Source organism: Providencia sp. JUb39 (genome assembly GCF_012272845.1).
GTDB classification, from domain to species: domain Bacteria; phylum Pseudomonadota; class Gammaproteobacteria; order Enterobacterales; family Enterobacteriaceae; genus Providencia; species Providencia lanzhouensis.
In genome coordinates this window covers 3,843,794-3,859,347 of sequence record NZ_JAAWXD020000001.1, presented here as the reverse complement: position 1 = coordinate 3,859,347, position 15,554 = coordinate 3,843,794, and the positions used below count along the sequence as shown (strand labels likewise).

16 protein-coding genes and 2 tRNA genes are annotated in these 15,554 nt (G+C 43.1%); 15 read left to right on the top strand and 3 right to left on the bottom strand.

The genetic code is table 11. The features are described from left to right. Positions 1-500: 500 nt before the first annotated feature. Positions 501-857, top strand: a complete 357-nt coding sequence (locus HFU86_RS17890) for a DNA-binding protein (protein WP_132496359.1) — start codon at positions 501-503, stop codon at positions 855-857. Positions 858-957: 100 nt separating this feature from the next. Beyond that, complete coding sequence (locus HFU86_RS17885; RefSeq protein WP_132496360.1) at positions 958-1,317, top strand: DNA-binding protein; 360 nt, start codon at positions 958-960, stop codon at positions 1,315-1,317. 62 nt (positions 1,318-1,379) lie between these two features. On the opposite strand, the gene ispB is transcribed toward HFU86_RS17885, so the two are convergent. Beyond that, positions 1,380-2,351: an octaprenyl diphosphate synthase gene (ispB, locus tag HFU86_RS17880; RefSeq protein ID WP_036949027.1), complete on the bottom strand. Its 972-nt coding sequence runs from the start codon at positions 2,349-2,351 to the stop codon at positions 1,380-1,382. A gap of 334 nt (positions 2,352-2,685) precedes the next feature. On the opposite strand from ispB, the gene rplU reads away from it, so the two are divergent. The 3 genes from rplU to cgtA all read left to right on the top strand — a co-directional run bounded on the left by rplU (position 2,686) and on the right by cgtA (position 4,579). Next, positions 2,686-2,994, top strand: coding sequence for a 50S ribosomal protein L21 (gene rplU / locus HFU86_RS17875; RefSeq protein WP_006658010.1), 309 nt, complete (start codon positions 2,686-2,688; stop codon positions 2,992-2,994). A 19-nt stretch (positions 2,995-3,013) separates the two neighbouring features. Further along, positions 3,014-3,271, top strand: a complete 258-nt coding sequence (gene rpmA, locus HFU86_RS17870) for a 50S ribosomal protein L27 (RefSeq protein ID WP_004905922.1) — start codon at positions 3,014-3,016, stop codon at positions 3,269-3,271. Positions 3,272-3,403: 132 nt separating this feature from the next. Beyond that, a complete protein-coding gene (gene cgtA, locus HFU86_RS17865) occupies positions 3,404-4,579 on the top strand; it encodes an Obg family GTPase CgtA (protein WP_036949030.1) in 1,176 nt (391 codons plus the stop codon). A gap of 85 nt (positions 4,580-4,664) precedes the next feature. On the opposite strand, the gene dacB is transcribed toward cgtA, so the two are convergent. Next, positions 4,665-6,113 (bottom strand): serine-type D-Ala-D-Ala carboxypeptidase, encoded by a 1,449-nt coding sequence (gene dacB, locus HFU86_RS17860; RefSeq protein WP_132496361.1) that lies wholly within the window; start codon positions 6,111-6,113, stop codon positions 4,665-4,667. 256 nt (positions 6,114-6,369) lie between these two features. Here dacB and greA point away from each other — a divergent pair, with 256 nt between their 5' ends. After that, positions 6,370-6,846, top strand: a complete 477-nt coding sequence (gene greA, locus HFU86_RS17855) for a transcription elongation factor GreA (protein ID WP_036949035.1) — start codon at positions 6,370-6,372, stop codon at positions 6,844-6,846. 118 nt (positions 6,847-6,964) lie between these two features. Here greA and yhbY read toward each other — a convergent pair whose 3' ends face one another. After that, a complete protein-coding gene (yhbY, locus tag HFU86_RS17850) occupies positions 6,965-7,258 on the bottom strand; it encodes a ribosome assembly RNA-binding protein YhbY (protein WP_036949037.1) in 294 nt (97 codons plus the stop codon). Positions 7,259-7,517: 259 nt separating this feature from the next. Between yhbY and rlmE the strand changes: the two genes are divergently transcribed. The 9 genes from rlmE to nusA all read left to right on the top strand — a co-directional run bounded on the left by rlmE (position 7,518) and on the right by nusA (position 15,540). After that, positions 7,518-8,147, top strand: coding sequence for a 23S rRNA (uridine(2552)-2'-O)-methyltransferase RlmE (gene rlmE, locus HFU86_RS17845; protein WP_036949039.1), 630 nt, complete (start codon positions 7,518-7,520; stop codon positions 8,145-8,147). Positions 8,148-8,204: 57 nt separating this feature from the next. Beyond that, the gene (gene ftsH / locus HFU86_RS17840; protein WP_036949042.1) at positions 8,205-10,172 is read left to right on the top strand and encodes an ATP-dependent zinc metalloprotease FtsH; all 1,968 of its coding nucleotides are present in this window, start codon (positions 8,205-8,207) and stop codon (positions 10,170-10,172) included. Positions 10,173-10,242: 70 nt separating this feature from the next. Continuing rightward, the gene (folP, locus tag HFU86_RS17835) at positions 10,243-11,091 is read left to right on the top strand and encodes a dihydropteroate synthase (RefSeq protein ID WP_132496362.1); all 849 of its coding nucleotides are present in this window, start codon (positions 10,243-10,245) and stop codon (positions 11,089-11,091) included. Continuing rightward, entirely contained in the window at positions 11,084-12,421 is a 1,338-nt protein-coding gene (gene glmM / locus HFU86_RS17830) for a phosphoglucosamine mutase (protein ID WP_036949046.1), read from the top strand. Before folP ends, glmM begins: the two co-directional genes overlap by 8 nt. Before the next feature lie 246 nt (positions 12,422-12,667). Then, on the top strand, positions 12,668-13,012 hold the full coding sequence (gene secG / locus HFU86_RS17825; protein ID WP_036949048.1) for a preprotein translocase subunit SecG: 345 nt from the start codon (positions 12,668-12,670) through the stop codon (positions 13,010-13,012). Positions 13,013-13,118: 106 nt separating this feature from the next. Continuing rightward, positions 13,119-13,208: transfer RNA gene (locus HFU86_RS17820), tRNA-Leu, on the top strand. A 57-nt stretch (positions 13,209-13,265) separates the two neighbouring features. Continuing rightward, a tRNA-Met gene (locus HFU86_RS17815) sits at positions 13,266-13,342 on the top strand. Positions 13,343-13,555: 213 nt separating this feature from the next. After that, positions 13,556-14,008 (top strand): ribosome maturation factor RimP, encoded by a 453-nt coding sequence (gene rimP / locus HFU86_RS17810; protein WP_006662411.1) that lies wholly within the window; start codon positions 13,556-13,558, stop codon positions 14,006-14,008. Positions 14,009-14,031: 23 nt separating this feature from the next. Next, on the top strand, positions 14,032-15,540 hold the full coding sequence (gene nusA, locus HFU86_RS17805) for a transcription termination factor NusA (protein ID WP_036949051.1): 1,509 nt from the start codon (positions 14,032-14,034) through the stop codon (positions 15,538-15,540). Positions 15,541-15,554: the final 14 nt, after the last annotated feature.

Sequence of the window (15,554 nt, the reverse complement as noted above, 5' to 3'; positions counted from 1 at the left end):
TATTGTGATACATTCAGTGCAATCGTTCTGTTATTGGAAATAAAATAACAGAATTTCCCAATAATAATTTCTGATTTTTTCTGAAAGTTCATTTTTATGAAACTATCGTTGTTTTTATGAAAATAACGGAAAGATTCAGATGATTATTGTGAATTTAGCTAACACTTTGAAAATAAAACTAACTCATTTTAGTTAGCTCTCTATTTTTTATATTTTCTTATATTTATTCTGTTTATCGCGAAGATTTATATTTCTTAATAATGTATTGAATTATTTGAAAAGAATGAATTTATTAGTCAGCACCATAAATCCATAGATATAAAATAGTTAATACAAAGTTACTGATATAACTAGCGGATATACAAAAGAAACTATCAATATCGATATAATTTATTAACTATTATATTTGAATATTAAAAATGGATATTGAAACGATTAAGAAAATAAAGAAAGTTTATAGTTAATCGAAGTCGTCATCATAATGACAAGGAGCGTCGATAATGAACAAGGAATGGTTAACAGCCAAAGAGCTCGTTGGACGCCAAGGGCTTCCGACAAGTACCCAAGGTATTAATGCCATGGCGAGACGAGAAAAGTGGTTGAGTCGAAAACGAAGAGGAATTCAAGGAAAAGCATTGGAATACCATATTAGCTCGGTTCCCATTGATCTCGAAGAGTTCTCGGTGATGTATGAAACTTCGGGAGGCTATCAAGTCAAACGTGATGAACATGCGCATATTTGGCAAGAAGCTTATAACCAGCTTTCCCACGATGAACGCGTGAAGATCTTATCGTTTATTATGCGCAAAGGTGCTTTAGCTTTAATTCATCTTATTAATCAAAATAGCCATACATAGACTACATACAGTATTGAATCGAATAAATTTTTAGAAAAATAACTTTGGTATAGCGACAAAAGCAGGTTGCAAAATATAAGCTAAGCGTAAAAGTGATATTATGAAAAAATTGTGGTTCACTGCGAAAGAATTAGCAGGATTAGAAGGTCTTCCATCATCACCTCAGGGAATTAACTTGATGGCAAGAAGGGAAGGTTGGAAAAGCCGTCGTAAAAGAGGTGTTCAAGGGAAGGCCGTTGAATACTATATGGAAAGCTTGCCGAGTGAGATCCAAGGTCAGCTTTCGCTTCATGAGCCATCGGCACCGTATCAAGCGCAACGTGTTGATGCACTGCAAATTTGGTCTGAGGCTTATTACCAATTGACGGATGATGAGCGCAAAATATTTGTGAAATATATTTTGCGTCACGGATTATCGTCGTTATTGGCCAAAATAGAGCCTGAACCAGAAGATGAATAACCATAAAAAAGGGTGAAATTGTTTTCACCCTTTTCAATATTGGTTTAGAGCTCTAATGGTGATTATGAATGGCGCTGAATAGCAACGTGCGCTAAACCAATCAATGCTTCTTTATACACAGAGTCTTCAAGGGCATTTAAAGCATCAATGGCTTTTTGAGCTTCTTCCTGAGCGCGTTGGTAAGTGTATTCTAATGAGCCGCAGCGTTTCATTGTACCAAGGACAGTGTCTAATAGATGGCGACCATTTCCTTGCTCAATTGCTTGTCTAATTAGTGCTGACTCTTCTGCATTACCATGTTGCATTGCATGTAACAGTGGTAGTGTTGGTTTACCTTCATCGAGATCATCTCCAGTGTTTTTACCTAACTGGGTATTATCTGCATCATAATCTAGAAGATCGTCAACTAACTGGAATGCGGTCCCAATGTAGCGACCATAATCTTGCAGCGCTTTCTCTTGCTCGGGCGTGGCATTGGCTAAAATAGCGGACGCGTGAGAAGCCGCTTCAAATAGACGCGCAGTTTTACTGTAGATCACTTGCATGTAGCTCTCTTCAGTAATATCAGGATCGTTGCAGTTCATTAATTGTAAAACTTCACCTTCAGCGATCACGTTGGTGGCTTCAGACATCAATTTTAAAACACGCATCGAATCAAGATCCGTCATCATTTGGAAGGATCGAGTATAAATAAAGTCACCTACTAATACGCTTGCCGCGTTACCAAATACAGCATTAGCTGTCTGTTTTCCACGACGCATATCTGATTCATCGACCACATCATCGTGTAATAAAGTGGCGGTATGGATGAATTCGATTAATGCAGCAACTTGAATATGTTTATGTTCAGAATAGCCTAGGGATCGTCCTGCGAGGATCGCGATCATTGGACGGATCCTTTTTCCGCCTCCGCTAACGATGTAATAACCTAATTGATTGATTAATGCTACGTCTGAGTTTAATTGGCTGAGGATTGCTTCATTTACTGCTGACATATCCTCGGCTGTCAGTTCAACGATAGATTCTAAATTCATTGTAATATATTCATATTATTAGTTTTTGGGGCATTCCCTAAGCCAAAAATGGGAAAACCGATATCACAGTAATAGCGTAAGCATAACACTATTAATAATAAGATTATCGGGTGAAATGCAAAAAATGTTTAAATAAGTAACAATTAAAGATATTCCTGAGAAATCAGCCGGAAAAAGATAGGGCTGATAAAAAAGTCGTATTTTTTGTAATCTAACTGCATTATAGGCTTGTGTTCTGCTGCTTTTTTGCGTAGAATTCGCGCCCTATTGTGAATATTTTATAGCGTGCTCTGGAATTGAAATATTTAGCGAGTACGCGGAAAGCGGAGTTAATATGTACGCGGTTTTCCAAAGTGGTGGTAAACAACACCGAGTTAGCGAAGGTCAAACTGTCCGCCTAGAAAAGCTGGACATCGCAACAGGTGAAACTGTTGAATTTGATCACGTTCTGATGGTTGCTAATGGCGATGAGATCCAAATCGGTGCTCCTATCGTTGAAGGCGTTAAAGTGAAAGCGGAAGTGGTTGCACACGGTCGTGGCGATAAAGTTAAAATCGTTAAGTTCCGTCGTCGTAAACACAGCCGTAAGCAGCAAGGTCACCGTCAGTGGTTCACTGATGTTAAGATCACTGTCATCGCTTAAGATTTAGGAGAGCAGATTAATGGCACACAAAAAGGCTGGTGGTTCGACTCGTAACGGTCGTGACTCAGAAGCAAAACGTTTAGGTGTTAAACGTTTTGGTGGTGAAGCTGTATTAGCAGGTAGCATCATCGTTCGTCAACGTGGTACTAAGTTCCACGCAGGTAACAACGTTGGTTGTGGCCGTGACCACACTCTGTTCGCATTAGCGGACGGTAAAGTTAAATTTGAAGTTAAAGGTCCTAACAATCGTAAATTTATCAGCATCGAAGCTGAATAAGTTTTCTGACTTTTAATTTTTGAATTAAAGCCCTGCAAAAACCTTTTGCGGGGCTTTTTATATTCAGAATATGCCATCTCTGGGTAATACCGCCATCAGGCACTATAATGGCCAGCAGACGGAGAAAGAATTATGAAATTTGTAGATGAAGCCAAAATTTTGGTCGTGGCAGGAGATGGTGGCAATGGTTGTGTCAGCTTCCGCCGTGAAAAATATATCCCGAAAGGTGGACCTGACGGTGGTGACGGTGGTGACGGTGGTGATGTCTATTTACAGGCAGACGAAAACCTCAACACACTGATTGACTACCGTTTTGAAAAATCATTTCGTGCAGAACGTGGTCAAAATGGTCAAAGCCGTGAGTGTACGGGTAAGCGTGGTGAAGACATCACGGTTAAAGTCCCTGTAGGAACGCGTGTACGCGATCTTGGCACTAATGAAGTACTCTGTGACATGACTCGTCACGATCAACGCCATATGGTCGCTAAAGGCGGTTTCCATGGGCTTGGTAATACTCGTTTTAAATCTTCTGTTAACCGTGCACCGCGCCAGCGTACCATGGGAACGAAAGGTGAAACGCGCGAAATCTTATTAGAGCTGATGTTACTTGCTGACGTCGGAATGCTGGGTATGCCGAATGCCGGTAAATCCACATTTATTCGTTCAGTATCAGCAGCGAAGCCAAAAGTTGCTGACTATCCATTTACAACTTTGGTTCCAAGCCTCGGCGTGGTACGTATGGATAACGAGCAGAGCTTTGTGGTTGCAGATATTCCAGGATTGATCGAAGGTGCTGCGGAAGGAGCAGGACTTGGGATCCAATTCCTGAAGCACTTAGAGCGTTGCCGCGTACTGCTGCATCTTATCGACATTTGCCCAATCGATGAATCTGATCCGGTGGAAAATGCCAAGATCATTGTGGGTGAGTTAGAAAAATATAGTGAAAAACTGGCTCAGAAACCACGCTGGTTAGTCTTCAACAAAGTGGATATCTTAGGTGAAGAAGAGTCTGCCAAACGTGCAGCTGAAATTGCTAAAGGTATGGGCTGGGAAGATAAGTATTATATGATTTCTGCGGTAAACCACGAAGGTGTGAAAGCACTGTGTTGGGATATCATGGAGTTCATGAATACTCAGCCGCGTGATATGGCCGTTGAAGATGAAAACAGTCAACCAGAGAAAGTTGAATTTATGTGGGATGATTACCACAAAGAGCAACTATCTGGTGCAGATGATCTTGATGACGATTGGGATGATGACTGGGATGAAGATGACGACGAAGGCGTCGAATTTATCTACCAAAAATAATTATCTTTGAGTCATATAAAAAGGCACAACTTGCGAAGGTTGTGCCTTTTTTATTATGAAGATCTTAAAAGGATCCTCTGGGGGATCAGTTCTTTTGGTAAAGATCGCGATAGAGGCGGCTTTCAAAGCGAACTAAAGGTACACGGCGGCTATTATATTGGCTTTGTGGCACGGCATACGCGGAAATGAACTGGACGAATGCCACTTTTTCACCGCTTGCGGTAGTAATAAAGCCTGCAAGGTTATAAACCCCCTGTAATGCACCGGTTTTTGCTGACACCTTACCATTGACTCCAGCCTCATCTAAACCACCACGGTAGCGCAATGTTCCATCATGCCCAGCAAGTGGTAGCATCGAAATGTAATCCAGCTGCTGGTCATTTTTAGCGATAAATTGCAAAACTTGCATCATGGTCGCTGGCGTGATCAAATTGTGGCGAGATAAGCCAGAGCCATCCACCATCACGGTATTTCCTAAATCAATACCCGCTTTCTGTTTGAGGACTTGCCTTACTGCGTCAGAGCCTGAGCGCCAGGTACCTGGAACGCCGTAATAATCACGACCAATCGTTCTAAATACCGTATCTGCTATCATGTTATCAGACTTTTTCAGCATGATTTTTAAGAGGTCATGCAGCGGTTTGGATTCAGTTTTGACGAGTACTTGTGATTGAGGCGTCTGCTGGGTGCGTTTTTTAACCGAGCCAGACAATTCAATGCCCGCGACCTGCAACTCATTTTTGACTATGGCGCCGGAGTAGCTCGCCCCATTTTGCACTGCAAATGCGAGCGGTAATGGTTCACTACGCTGGGTTAAGCAGCCTGTTAATGTATAGCGATTCAATTCTCCAGGAACCACATCTAACTCGCAGTAGCGAGCTTCTGGTGAGCCTTTAGCAAGAGTTTTGACTTCACTAAACATGTTTACAGGATAGAAACTGGCTGTTTTGATATAAGCCATTTCTCCAGCTTTATCTGAGGGATAAAGGGAAACCGAGAAACAGTTTCTATCAATGATGGCAGCGGCCGGTGGAGCACTGAAGCACTGAGTCATATCATTCCATACCCAGCCCGGTGCTTTATCATGACTTGCAAAAGCCGAAATATCGACAATGAGATCACCATCGACTTTATGAATACCAATCTGCTTTAACGCATTGACCATATTGCGGATTTGCTGACGTGTTAACGTAGGGTCACCACTAAAGCGAATCACCAAATCACCGGATAACGTATTGTTATTGAGCTTTCCGTTGGTCTCGAAGTTAGTGACGAAACGGTAGTCCGGACCTAGCTGTAATAATGCAGCGAGGGCGGTGACGACTTTCTGCGTACTGGCAGGCAGAGCCATTTGTTGAGCGTTATAATCAATAAGAGGGGTATTACTTCCTACTTTCTGCGCAACCAGAGCAAGGTTAGTGCCGTCAGGGAGATACTGCTTATAATCATCGATAGGGATGGCAGATGCTTGCGAAGTAATGAATGCAAGTCCTAAAGTGAAGATTAATTTTCTGGTTGATGTTAATAGCGACATATATTTCACGCATTAGGGTAGACATACTGCACATACTAAAGTGTAATGCCCAATAAAGTAAACGATGATCCGCTATTAACTCTCAGTTAAAATAGCGAACAGTATGATAAGATAAGGCACAAGTTGGTCTGATTGAGTTATTGACACCTTAAGTTTTTGAACACCCCCCTACATATCATGGTGTTCGGTGTACTGTTGTTACAAAATCAGGAAGATACTTATTTTTAGATAGGATTGAATTAGAGGTATTTATCAAATGAAACAGATTCCAATGACGGTATTTGGTGCTAACAAGCTAAGAGAAGAGCTCGAGTATCTGAAATCTGTCCGTCGTCCTGAAATTATTGCTTCTATTGCAGAAGCTCGTGAACATGGCGATTTAAAAGAAAACGCTGAATATCATGCGGCGCGTGAGCAACAAGGCTTTTGTGAAGGTCGTATTCAAGAAATTGAATCTAAACTTTCTCACTCTCAAGTGATTGACGTTACTAAAATGGCAAATAATGGCCGAGTGATCTTTGGTGCGACGGTTACCGTATTGAATTTGGATACTGATGAAGAGTTAACCTACCGCATCGTAGGTGATGATGAAGCTGATATTAAAGTGAACTTAATTTCAGTGAATTCACCAATTGCGCGTGGACTAGTGGGTAAAGAAGTTGATGATGTCGTAATGATTAAGACGCCGGGCGGGGATGTTGAGTTCGAAATTCTTAAAGTTGAGTATATCTGATTCCTATTTCCCTGAATTGGTTATATTATTTTACTGATTTAGAGAGAAAGGCCGCAGGCGGCCTTTTTCGTCATATAAAACATGCTTTCAATGGCATTTTTATATAAATGAGCAGTTATTATTTAGGTAAACTAATTTTGCGCTCAGCCGATGGGCGGTAGAGAACAAGAATTTTACCGATAACTTGAACATTTGCTGCACCAGTTTCGCGAACAATCGCTTCAGCGATCAAATTTTTAGTTTCACGATCTTCGCCAGCGATTTTGACTTTGATAAGCTCATGATGTGTTAATGAGACTTCGATTTCAGCCAAAACACCCTCAGTTAAACCATTGTTGCCAATCATAACAACTGGGTTTAAGTGATGAGCGAGACTTTTTAGGTGTTGAACTTGTTTTTTGTTAAGATTCATCGATTTTTTGCTTGGTTAGTATTGAAAATGGCATATTCTACCGCCATCTGATCACTATCACCATCTATTAATCTTATTCGATGGTAAAGAAGCAGCTAATGATTACCCGAAAGTAATCCAGTGACAAGTAGGCAGCACGTTAACACTCTCCCGATAAACAGCGCTATTTATGTGACTTGGGTAGAAAAAATGAAGCTAACTCCCTGTAACTTGAAGAATGTCGGGAAATGTATTTCTATTAGTATAGTTGGAAAGTGCAATGGCCAATAAAAAACGTTCGGCAAGCTCCAGTCGTTGGTTGCAAGAACATTTTAGTGATAAATATGTTCAGCAAGCACAAAAGAAAGGGCTCCGCTCGCGTGCATGGTTTAAACTGGATGAAATCCAGCAAAGTGATAAGATTTTTAAACCAGGTATGACCGTTGTTGATTTAGGGGCTGCTCCTGGTGGGTGGTCGCAATATGTTGTCGGCCAAATCGGTCACAATGGTCGTATTATTGCTTGTGACCTATTACCAATGGACCCAATCGTCGGCGTGGATTTCCTCCAAGGGGATTTTCGTGACGAAGCTGTACTGGCTGCTTTGTTAGAGCGAGTTGGCGATAAAAAAGTACAAGTGGTTATGTCTGACATGGCCCCAAATATGAGCGGAACACCAGCAGTGGATATTCCCCGCTCTATGTATCTGGTTGAACTAGCATTGGATATGTGCCGTGCGGTATTGGCTCCCGGGGGAAGTTTTATCGTTAAAGTGTTTCAGGGAGAAGGCTTTGACGAATACCTTAGGGATATCCGCTCCCTGTTTACGAAGGTGAAAGTTCGTAAACCCGAATCTTCGCGGGCACGATCGCGTGAAGTATACATTGTAGCGACAGGACTAAAACTATAGTACCCTGAGCGTTATTTGTTAACACAGTTGTAAGGTGAGGTTAATCCCTTGAGTGACATGGCGAAAAACCTAATTCTCTGGTTAGTCATCGCAGTTGTTCTGATGTCCTTGTTCCAGAGTTTTGGCCCAAGCGATTCGAATAGTCGCAGAGTTGATTATTCAACGTTTATCAATGAGTTAGCCCAGGATCAGGTACGTGAAGTTCGTATCACAGGTCGTGAATTGAACGTCAGAAAAGCGGATAATAGCCGCTACACAACTTATCTGCCTATGCAGGATGAGAAGTTGTTAGACACCTTGTTAAACAAGAATGTTACTGTCGTCGGTGAACCACCAGAAGAACCTAGCTTACTGACATCTATTTTCATTTCCTGGTTCCCAATGCTGCTGTTGATTGGTGTCTGGATCTTCTTTATGCGCCAAATGCAAGGTGGTGGCGGTAAAGGGGCGATGTCATTCGGTAAAAGCAAAGCCCGTATGCTGACAGAAGATCAGATTAAAACAACATTTGCTGATGTTGCGGGTTGCGATGAAGCGAAAGAGGAAGTAGGGGAGATCGTAGACTTCCTGCGTGAACCTGCTCGTTTCCAAAAACTCGGTGGTAAAATCCCTAAAGGTGTCCTGATGGTAGGACCGCCGGGTACAGGTAAAACATTACTGGCTAAAGCCATTGCTGGTGAAGCGAAAGTACCATTCTTTACTATTTCCGGTTCAGACTTCGTGGAAATGTTTGTGGGCGTGGGTGCTTCACGTGTTCGTGATATGTTCGAGCAAGCAAAAAAAGCGGCGCCTTGTATTATCTTTATCGATGAAATCGATGCTGTTGGTCGTCAACGTGGTGCCGGTTTAGGTGGTGGTCACGATGAACGTGAGCAGACACTGAACCAGATGCTGGTTGAGATGGATGGTTTCGAAGGTAATGAAGGTATTATCGTGATCGCGGCAACTAACCGTGCTGACGTTCTGGATCCTGCATTATTGCGTCCGGGTCGTTTTGACCGTCAAGTTGTGGTGGGTTTACCTGATGTTCGTGGTCGTGAGCAAATCTTAAAAGTTCATATGCGTCGTGTGCCTATCGACCCTGCGGTTGATACAACTATCTTGGCTCGTGCAACACCTGGTTTCTCCGGTGCGGAATTGGCTAACTTAGTGAACGAAGCTGCACTGTTTGCAGCGCGTGAAAATAAACGCGTTGTAACGATGGCTGAATTCGAAAGAGCGCGTGATAAAGTGTGGCTGGGTGCAGAGCATCGCTCACTGATGATGACTGAAGAGCAAAAAGAATCTACTGCTTATCATGAAGCTGGACACGCTATTGTCGGTTACTTAATGCCAGAGCATGACCCTGTTCATAAAGTGACTATTATTCCTCGCGGTCGTGCATTAGGTGTGACTTTCTACTTACCTGAAGGCGACCAAATCAGTGCAAGCCGTCAGAAGTTAGAAGGTAATATCGCAAGTACATACGGCGGTCGTATTGCGGAAGAACTGATCTACGGTTATGACAAAATCTCAACCGGCGCATCAGGTGATATTCAGCAAGCAACTAGTACTGCGAGAAAAATGGTGACTCAGTGGGGCTTCTCTGACAAGTTAGGTCCAGTGTTATATTCTGAAGAAGAAGGCCCTGCATTCTTAGGTCGTTCAGGACATAGCTCGACTTACTCAGATGAAACTGCACGCATCATTGACGAAGAAATTAAAGCAATTATCGACCGCGGTTATGAGGTTGCACATAAAACCTTAACTGACAATATGGATATTCTGCATGCGATGAAAGATGCATTATTGAAATATGAAACTATCGATATGCCAATGATTGACGATCTGATGAACCGCCGTCCAGTACGTGCGCCAGCAGGCTGGGATGAGGATAAAAAAGTGAACAATGTGACAGGTTCATTTGGTGCAGCGACTAGCGCATCAAAACCTGAAGCAAAACCAGCTGAAACTCAACCAGAAGAGCCAACTGAAAAATCTGATGAAAATAATTCATCCGATAATAACGATAGCAAGCCACAGTAAGCCATCGTAACAAGTTGAATAATTAAAAACCCCAGATTACTGGGGTTTTTTACGTTAAGGAAAAATAATCATGCATATTAAAGCCCGAGGTCGCCTCCTTGACTTATCCACTCCTAAAGTGATGGGGATTTTGAATGTTACTCCTGATTCATTCTCAGATGGTGGCACTCATAATCGTTATCATGATGCTCTAGACCATGTTGCCAAAATGGTACAAGAAGGGGCAACAATTATTGATATTGGCGGCGAGTCAACTCGACCTGGTGCGGCTGAAGTTTCTGTCAGTGAAGAGCTCGACCGCGTTGTACCAGTAGTGGAAGCGATTGCAAAACGTTTTGATGTTTGGATCTCTGTAGACACATCAAAAGCCCAAGTAATGGATGAGGCTGCGAAAGCTGGGATGCATATTATCAATGATATCCGTTCGTTACATGAAGATGGCTCCCTTGCAGTGGCTGCAAAGTTAGGGCTGCCCGTCTGCATTATGCACATGCAAGGTCAACCAAGAACCATGCAAGATGCCCCCGATTATGTGGATGTAGTAAAAGAAGTTAAAGAGTATCTCGATCGTGAGATTGAGCGCTGCGTGAAGGCGGGAATTGATAAACAGCAAATAATCCTCGATCCAGGCTTTGGTTTTGGTAAGAACCTGTCGCATAATTACCAGTTACTAGCGCATTTAGATCAATTTCATGATTTCGGACTACCGCTCTTGGCAGGGATGTCACGAAAATCTATGATTGGACAATTATTAAATGTTCCACCTCAAGAACGTCTAGCGGGTAGCTTAGCGTGCGCCACTATTGCAGCAATGCAAGGAGCGCAAATTATCCGAGTTCATGATGTGAAAGAGACAGTACAAGCAATGCAAGTCGTTCAGATGACTCTGTCAGAAAAGGAAAAATTAGCGTATGAGTAACCGTAAATATTTTGGTACTGATGGTATCCGTGGCAAAGTGGGCGATAGCCCAATTACGCCTGATTTTGTTTTAAAATTAGGCTGGGCTGCGGGTAAAGTACTGGCTCGTCACGGCTCACGTAAAATTATCATTGGTAAAGATACGCGTATTTCTGGCTACATGCTGGAATCTTCATTAGAAGCTGGCTTAGCTGCAGCAGGGTTATCTGCTTCCTTCACCGGTCCAATGCCAACGCCAGCAGTAGCTTATTTAACTCGCACTTTCCGCGCTGAGGCTGGGATCGTAATTTCAGCTTCCCATAACCCTTACTATGATAATGGGATTAAATTCTTCTCCATCGACGGGACTAAACTGCCTGACGAAGTTGAAGAAGCGATTGAAGCTGAAATGGAAAAGCCAATTACTTGCGTTGAATCTGCAGAGCTGGGTCGTGCGAACCGTATCGTCGATGCTGCAGGGCGCTACATTGAATTCTGTAAAGGGACATTCCCGAACGAGCAAAGCTTAAACAGCCTTAAAGTGGTTTTAGACTGTGCGAACGGCGCAACCTACCACATCGCACCTAACGTATTTAGCGAATTAGGCGCGCAAGTCATCACAATGGGCTGTGATCCTAATGGGATCAATATCAACGAAGAATGTGGTGCAACCGACGTTCGTAAGCTGCAAGAGCGTGTTCTGGCAGAAAAAGCGGATGTAGGTTTAGCATTTGATGGTGACGGTGACCGTATCATCATGGTCGATCATCAAGGTAATAAAGTCGATGGCGACCAAATTCTGTATATCATTGCTCGTGAAGCACTGCGTCAAGGTCAGTTAAAAGGTGGCGTTGTGGGTACACTGATGAGCAATATGGGGTTAGAAATCGCGCTGAAACAGCTGGGTATTCCATTTGAACGTGCGAAAGTGGGCGACCGTTATGTTCTGGAAAAACTCCAAGAAAAAGGCTGGCGCATGGGGGCTGAAAACTCAGGTCATGTGATTTTATTAGATAAAACCACAACAGGCGATGGTATTGTTGCGGGTCTGCAAGTACTGAGTGCCATGGTGCGTAATCATATGAGCCTGCACGATTTATGCAGCGGTATGAAGCTTCTACCTCAAATTCTGGTCAACGTACGCTTTAAAGGCAAACACGATCCTCTGCAAAGTGATGCTGTCATTGCGGCAAATGAGCAAGTGGAAAAAGAGTTAGCCGGCAAAGGTCGCGTATTGCTGAGAAAATCAGGTACTGAACCGCTGATTCGTGTCATGGTTGAAGGTGAAAACGAAGAAACTGTCACCGAAATGGCGAACCGTATTGCTGATGCAGTTAAAGCTGCAGGTTAATGCCGTATATTCTCCCTTTAGCTAATCAAAATTAGCTGGAGGGAGGCGAATAACCGAGTTGAGCATTATTTCGATAGTTTGCTGTTTTTTTCTTCAAATAGTTAAATGAAATCAAAATAGACTTGCTTGTCGGCTCAGCTTTGGTTAGTATTCGCACCTGCTCAATTCTGTAATAATGTTTTGAGTAGGTGTGCAGTATAAGGGTCATAGCATAGGCTATGCGCCGTAACTGAATAGGTAACTCAAATGTATATAGCTCTTTTAGTTGTTTTCTTGCTCGCGGCTATCGGCCTAATTGGTCTGGTCATGTTACAGCAAGGTAAAGGTGCTGACATGGGTGCATCATTCGGTGCGGGCGCTTCTGCAACACTGTTTGGTTCATCGGGCTCAGGTAACTTCATGACCCGTATGACTGGAATCTTGGCTGCTGTGTTTTTCATCATCAGTTTAATTCTTGGCAACATGACTGCCAATAAATATGGAACTGGTGCAGGTAGTAAATGGGAAAACATTAGCGAACCGGCAAAAGTCGAGCAACCAACAGACGTTCCGGCAGCACCAGCAACACCAACGAGTGATATTCCTCGTTAAGTGTTAGAGATTCCGAATGACGACATGATGTCCTCATTAGCAGTAACGTAATAAGAAGTTAAAAATTTGAGGTTATTGATTGTGAAATTAGTAACCTCGCCTCAGTGCCGAGGTGGTGAAATTGGTATACACGCTACCTTGAGGTGGTAGTGCCTACAAAACGGGCGTACGGGTTCAAGTCCCGTCCTCGGCACCATTATTTTAGACGACTTGTGAACTCACAATAGTCAGTGTAAAATAGTCACGTTTCGAACGCGGGATGGAGCAGCATGGTAGCTCGTCGGGCTCATAACCCGAAGGTCGTTGGTTCAAATCCAGCTCCCGCAACCATTTCTCTTAGTCATACATATCTTGTCGCAACAATATCAGATATCGTTATCGTAATTTCTCATCGATTTATCTAGATTTTCAAGGTATACTAAGAGCACGGTAAACCCATGTACTATGGGTCCAGTTACAAAAGCCCCGAATTTCGGGGTTTTTTGTTATTTGACAATCGAATTAACTGGGCTTTATGCCCTTTTTTTATGTCTGGGGGTGGGCTTGTCCACATTAGAGCAAAAATTAACAGAGATGGTTTCTGCACCAGTGGAAGCACTAGGCTTTGAATTTGTAGGCTTAGAATTTGTTCGCGGGCGCACGTCGACACTGCGTATTTTCATTGATAGTGAAGAAGGCATCACTGTTGATGACTGTGCTGATGTCAGCCATCAAGTAAGTGCAGTATTGGATGTCGAAGATCCAATTTCTGTGATTTATAACCTTGAAATATCGTCACCGGGTATGGAACGTCCACTGTTCACCATTGCTCATTATGAGCGTTTCATGGGTGAAGAAGTGGCTCTGTCACTGCGTATCGCGATGCAGAACCGTCGTAGATGGCAAGGCATTATCAAAGCCGTTGATGGTGAAATGATTACGGTTACTGTAGATGGTAAGGATGAGGTGTTCGCCCTCGGCAACATCCAGAAAGCTAACTTGGTACCACACTTTTAATTAAGTTCAATGAGGCAACTAGGATGAACAAAGAAATTCTGGCTGTTGTTGAAGCGGTTTCTAACGAAAAATCCCTCCCTCGTGAAAAAATCTTCGAGGCTCTGGAAACTGCGCTGGCGACAGCAACTAAAAAGAAATATGAGCAAGAGATTGATGTTCGCGTAGAAATCGACCGTAAATCCGGTGATTTTGATACTTTCCGTCGTTGGGTGATTGTCGAAGAAGTCACAATGCCAACCCGTGAAATTACACTGGAAGCTGCACAATTCGAAGATCCTGAATTGCAGTTAGGCGAATACGTCGAAGACCAAATCGAATCTGTTGTATTTGACCGTATTACCACGCAAACCGCGAAGCAAGTTATCGTACAAAAAGTACGTGAAGCTGAGCGTGCGATGGTGGTTGACCAATTCCGTGAGCAACAAGGTGAAATCATCACTGCTCAGGTTAAAAAAGTTAACCGTGAAAACATTACCTTAGATTTAGGTAATAACGCAGAAGCTGTGATCCTGCGCGAAGATATGCTACCACGTGAAAACTTCCGTCCAGGTGACCGTATTCGCGGCGTCCTGTATGATGTTCGTCCTGAAGCGCGCGGCGCACAGCTTTTTGTTACTCGTTCTCGTCCAGAGATGCTGGTTGAATTATTCCGCATCGAAGTACCAGAAATTGGCGAAGAGATCATCGAGATCAAGGCAGCAGCTCGCGATCCAGGTTCTCGTGCAAAAATCGCAGTAAAAACTAACGACAAACGTATCGACCCAGTTGGTGCTTGCGTTGGTATGCGCGGTGCTCGTGTTCAAGCTGTCTCTAGTGAGTTAGGCGGCGAGAGAATCGACATTGTGTTATGGGATGATAACCCAGCGCAATTCGTTATTAATGCTATGGCTCCGGCTGATGTGGCATCTATTGTGGTTGATGAAGACAACTGTACGATGGATGTTGCCGTTGAAAGCAGCAACTTAGCGCAAGCAATTGGACGTAATGGACAAAACGTTCGCTTAGCGGCTCAGTTACTGAAAATCCATCGCGGTGATGACAAGTGGGAACTGAATGTCATGACTGCGGAAGAGCTGAATGCAAAACATCAGGCAGAAGCTCACGCTTCTATTGAAACATTCACTAAGCATCTAGATATTGATGAAGAGTTTGCTACAACACTTGTTGAAGAAGGCTTCTCGACATTAGAAGAACTGGCTTACGTGCCTATTAAAGAACTTCTGGAAATTGACGGTCTTGATGAAGAAACCGTTGAAGTTCTACGTGAAAGAGCAAAAGCTGCCCTCACCACAATTGAACTAGCTCAAAAAGAGAGCTTGGGTGATAATCAGCCAGCAGAAGATTTGTTGAATCTTGATGGTATGGATCGTACTCTGGCCTATAATTTGGCTACTCACGGTATCTGTACACTGGAAGATCTTGCTGAGCAGGGCATCGACGACCTGATTGATATCGAAGGTCTGAATAATGAGAAAGCAGGCGAACTCATTATGGCAGCACGTAATATTTGCTGGTTCGGAAACGATGCGTAAACACTGTAGCAGGA

Bases quoted from the DNA above. Each gene is read 5' to 3' on its own strand.
- HFU86_RS17890 (WP_132496359.1), top strand. From the start codon at position 501: ATGAACAAGGAATGGTTAACAGCCAAAGAGCTCGTTGGACGCCAAGGG.
- HFU86_RS17885 (WP_132496360.1), top strand. From the start codon at position 958: ATGAAAAAATTGTGGTTCACTGCGAAAGAATTAGCAGGATTAGAAGGT.
- ispB (WP_036949027.1), bottom strand. From the start codon at position 2,351: ATGAATTTAGAATCTATCGTTGAACTGACAGCCGAGGATATGTCAGCA.
- rplU (WP_006658010.1), top strand. From the start codon at position 2,686: ATGTACGCGGTTTTCCAAAGTGGTGGTAAACAACACCGAGTTAGCGAA.
- rpmA (WP_004905922.1), top strand. From the start codon at position 3,014: ATGGCACACAAAAAGGCTGGTGGTTCGACTCGTAACGGTCGTGACTCA.
- cgtA (WP_036949030.1), top strand. From the start codon at position 3,404: ATGAAATTTGTAGATGAAGCCAAAATTTTGGTCGTGGCAGGAGATGGT.
- dacB (WP_132496361.1), bottom strand. From the start codon at position 6,113: ATGTCGCTATTAACATCAACCAGAAAATTAATCTTCACTTTAGGACTT.
- greA (WP_036949035.1), top strand. From the start codon at position 6,370: ATGAAACAGATTCCAATGACGGTATTTGGTGCTAACAAGCTAAGAGAA.
- yhbY (WP_036949037.1), bottom strand. From the start codon at position 7,258: ATGAATCTTAACAAAAAACAAGTTCAACACCTAAAAAGTCTCGCTCAT.
- rlmE (WP_036949039.1), top strand. From the start codon at position 7,518: ATGGCCAATAAAAAACGTTCGGCAAGCTCCAGTCGTTGGTTGCAAGAA.
- ftsH (WP_036949042.1), top strand. From the start codon at position 8,205: ATGGCGAAAAACCTAATTCTCTGGTTAGTCATCGCAGTTGTTCTGATG.
- folP (WP_132496362.1), top strand. From the start codon at position 10,243: ATGCATATTAAAGCCCGAGGTCGCCTCCTTGACTTATCCACTCCTAAA.
- glmM (WP_036949046.1), top strand. From the start codon at position 11,084: ATGAGTAACCGTAAATATTTTGGTACTGATGGTATCCGTGGCAAAGTG.
- secG (WP_036949048.1), top strand. From the start codon at position 12,668: ATGTATATAGCTCTTTTAGTTGTTTTCTTGCTCGCGGCTATCGGCCTA.
- nusA (WP_036949051.1), top strand. From the start codon at position 14,032: ATGAACAAAGAAATTCTGGCTGTTGTTGAAGCGGTTTCTAACGAAAAA.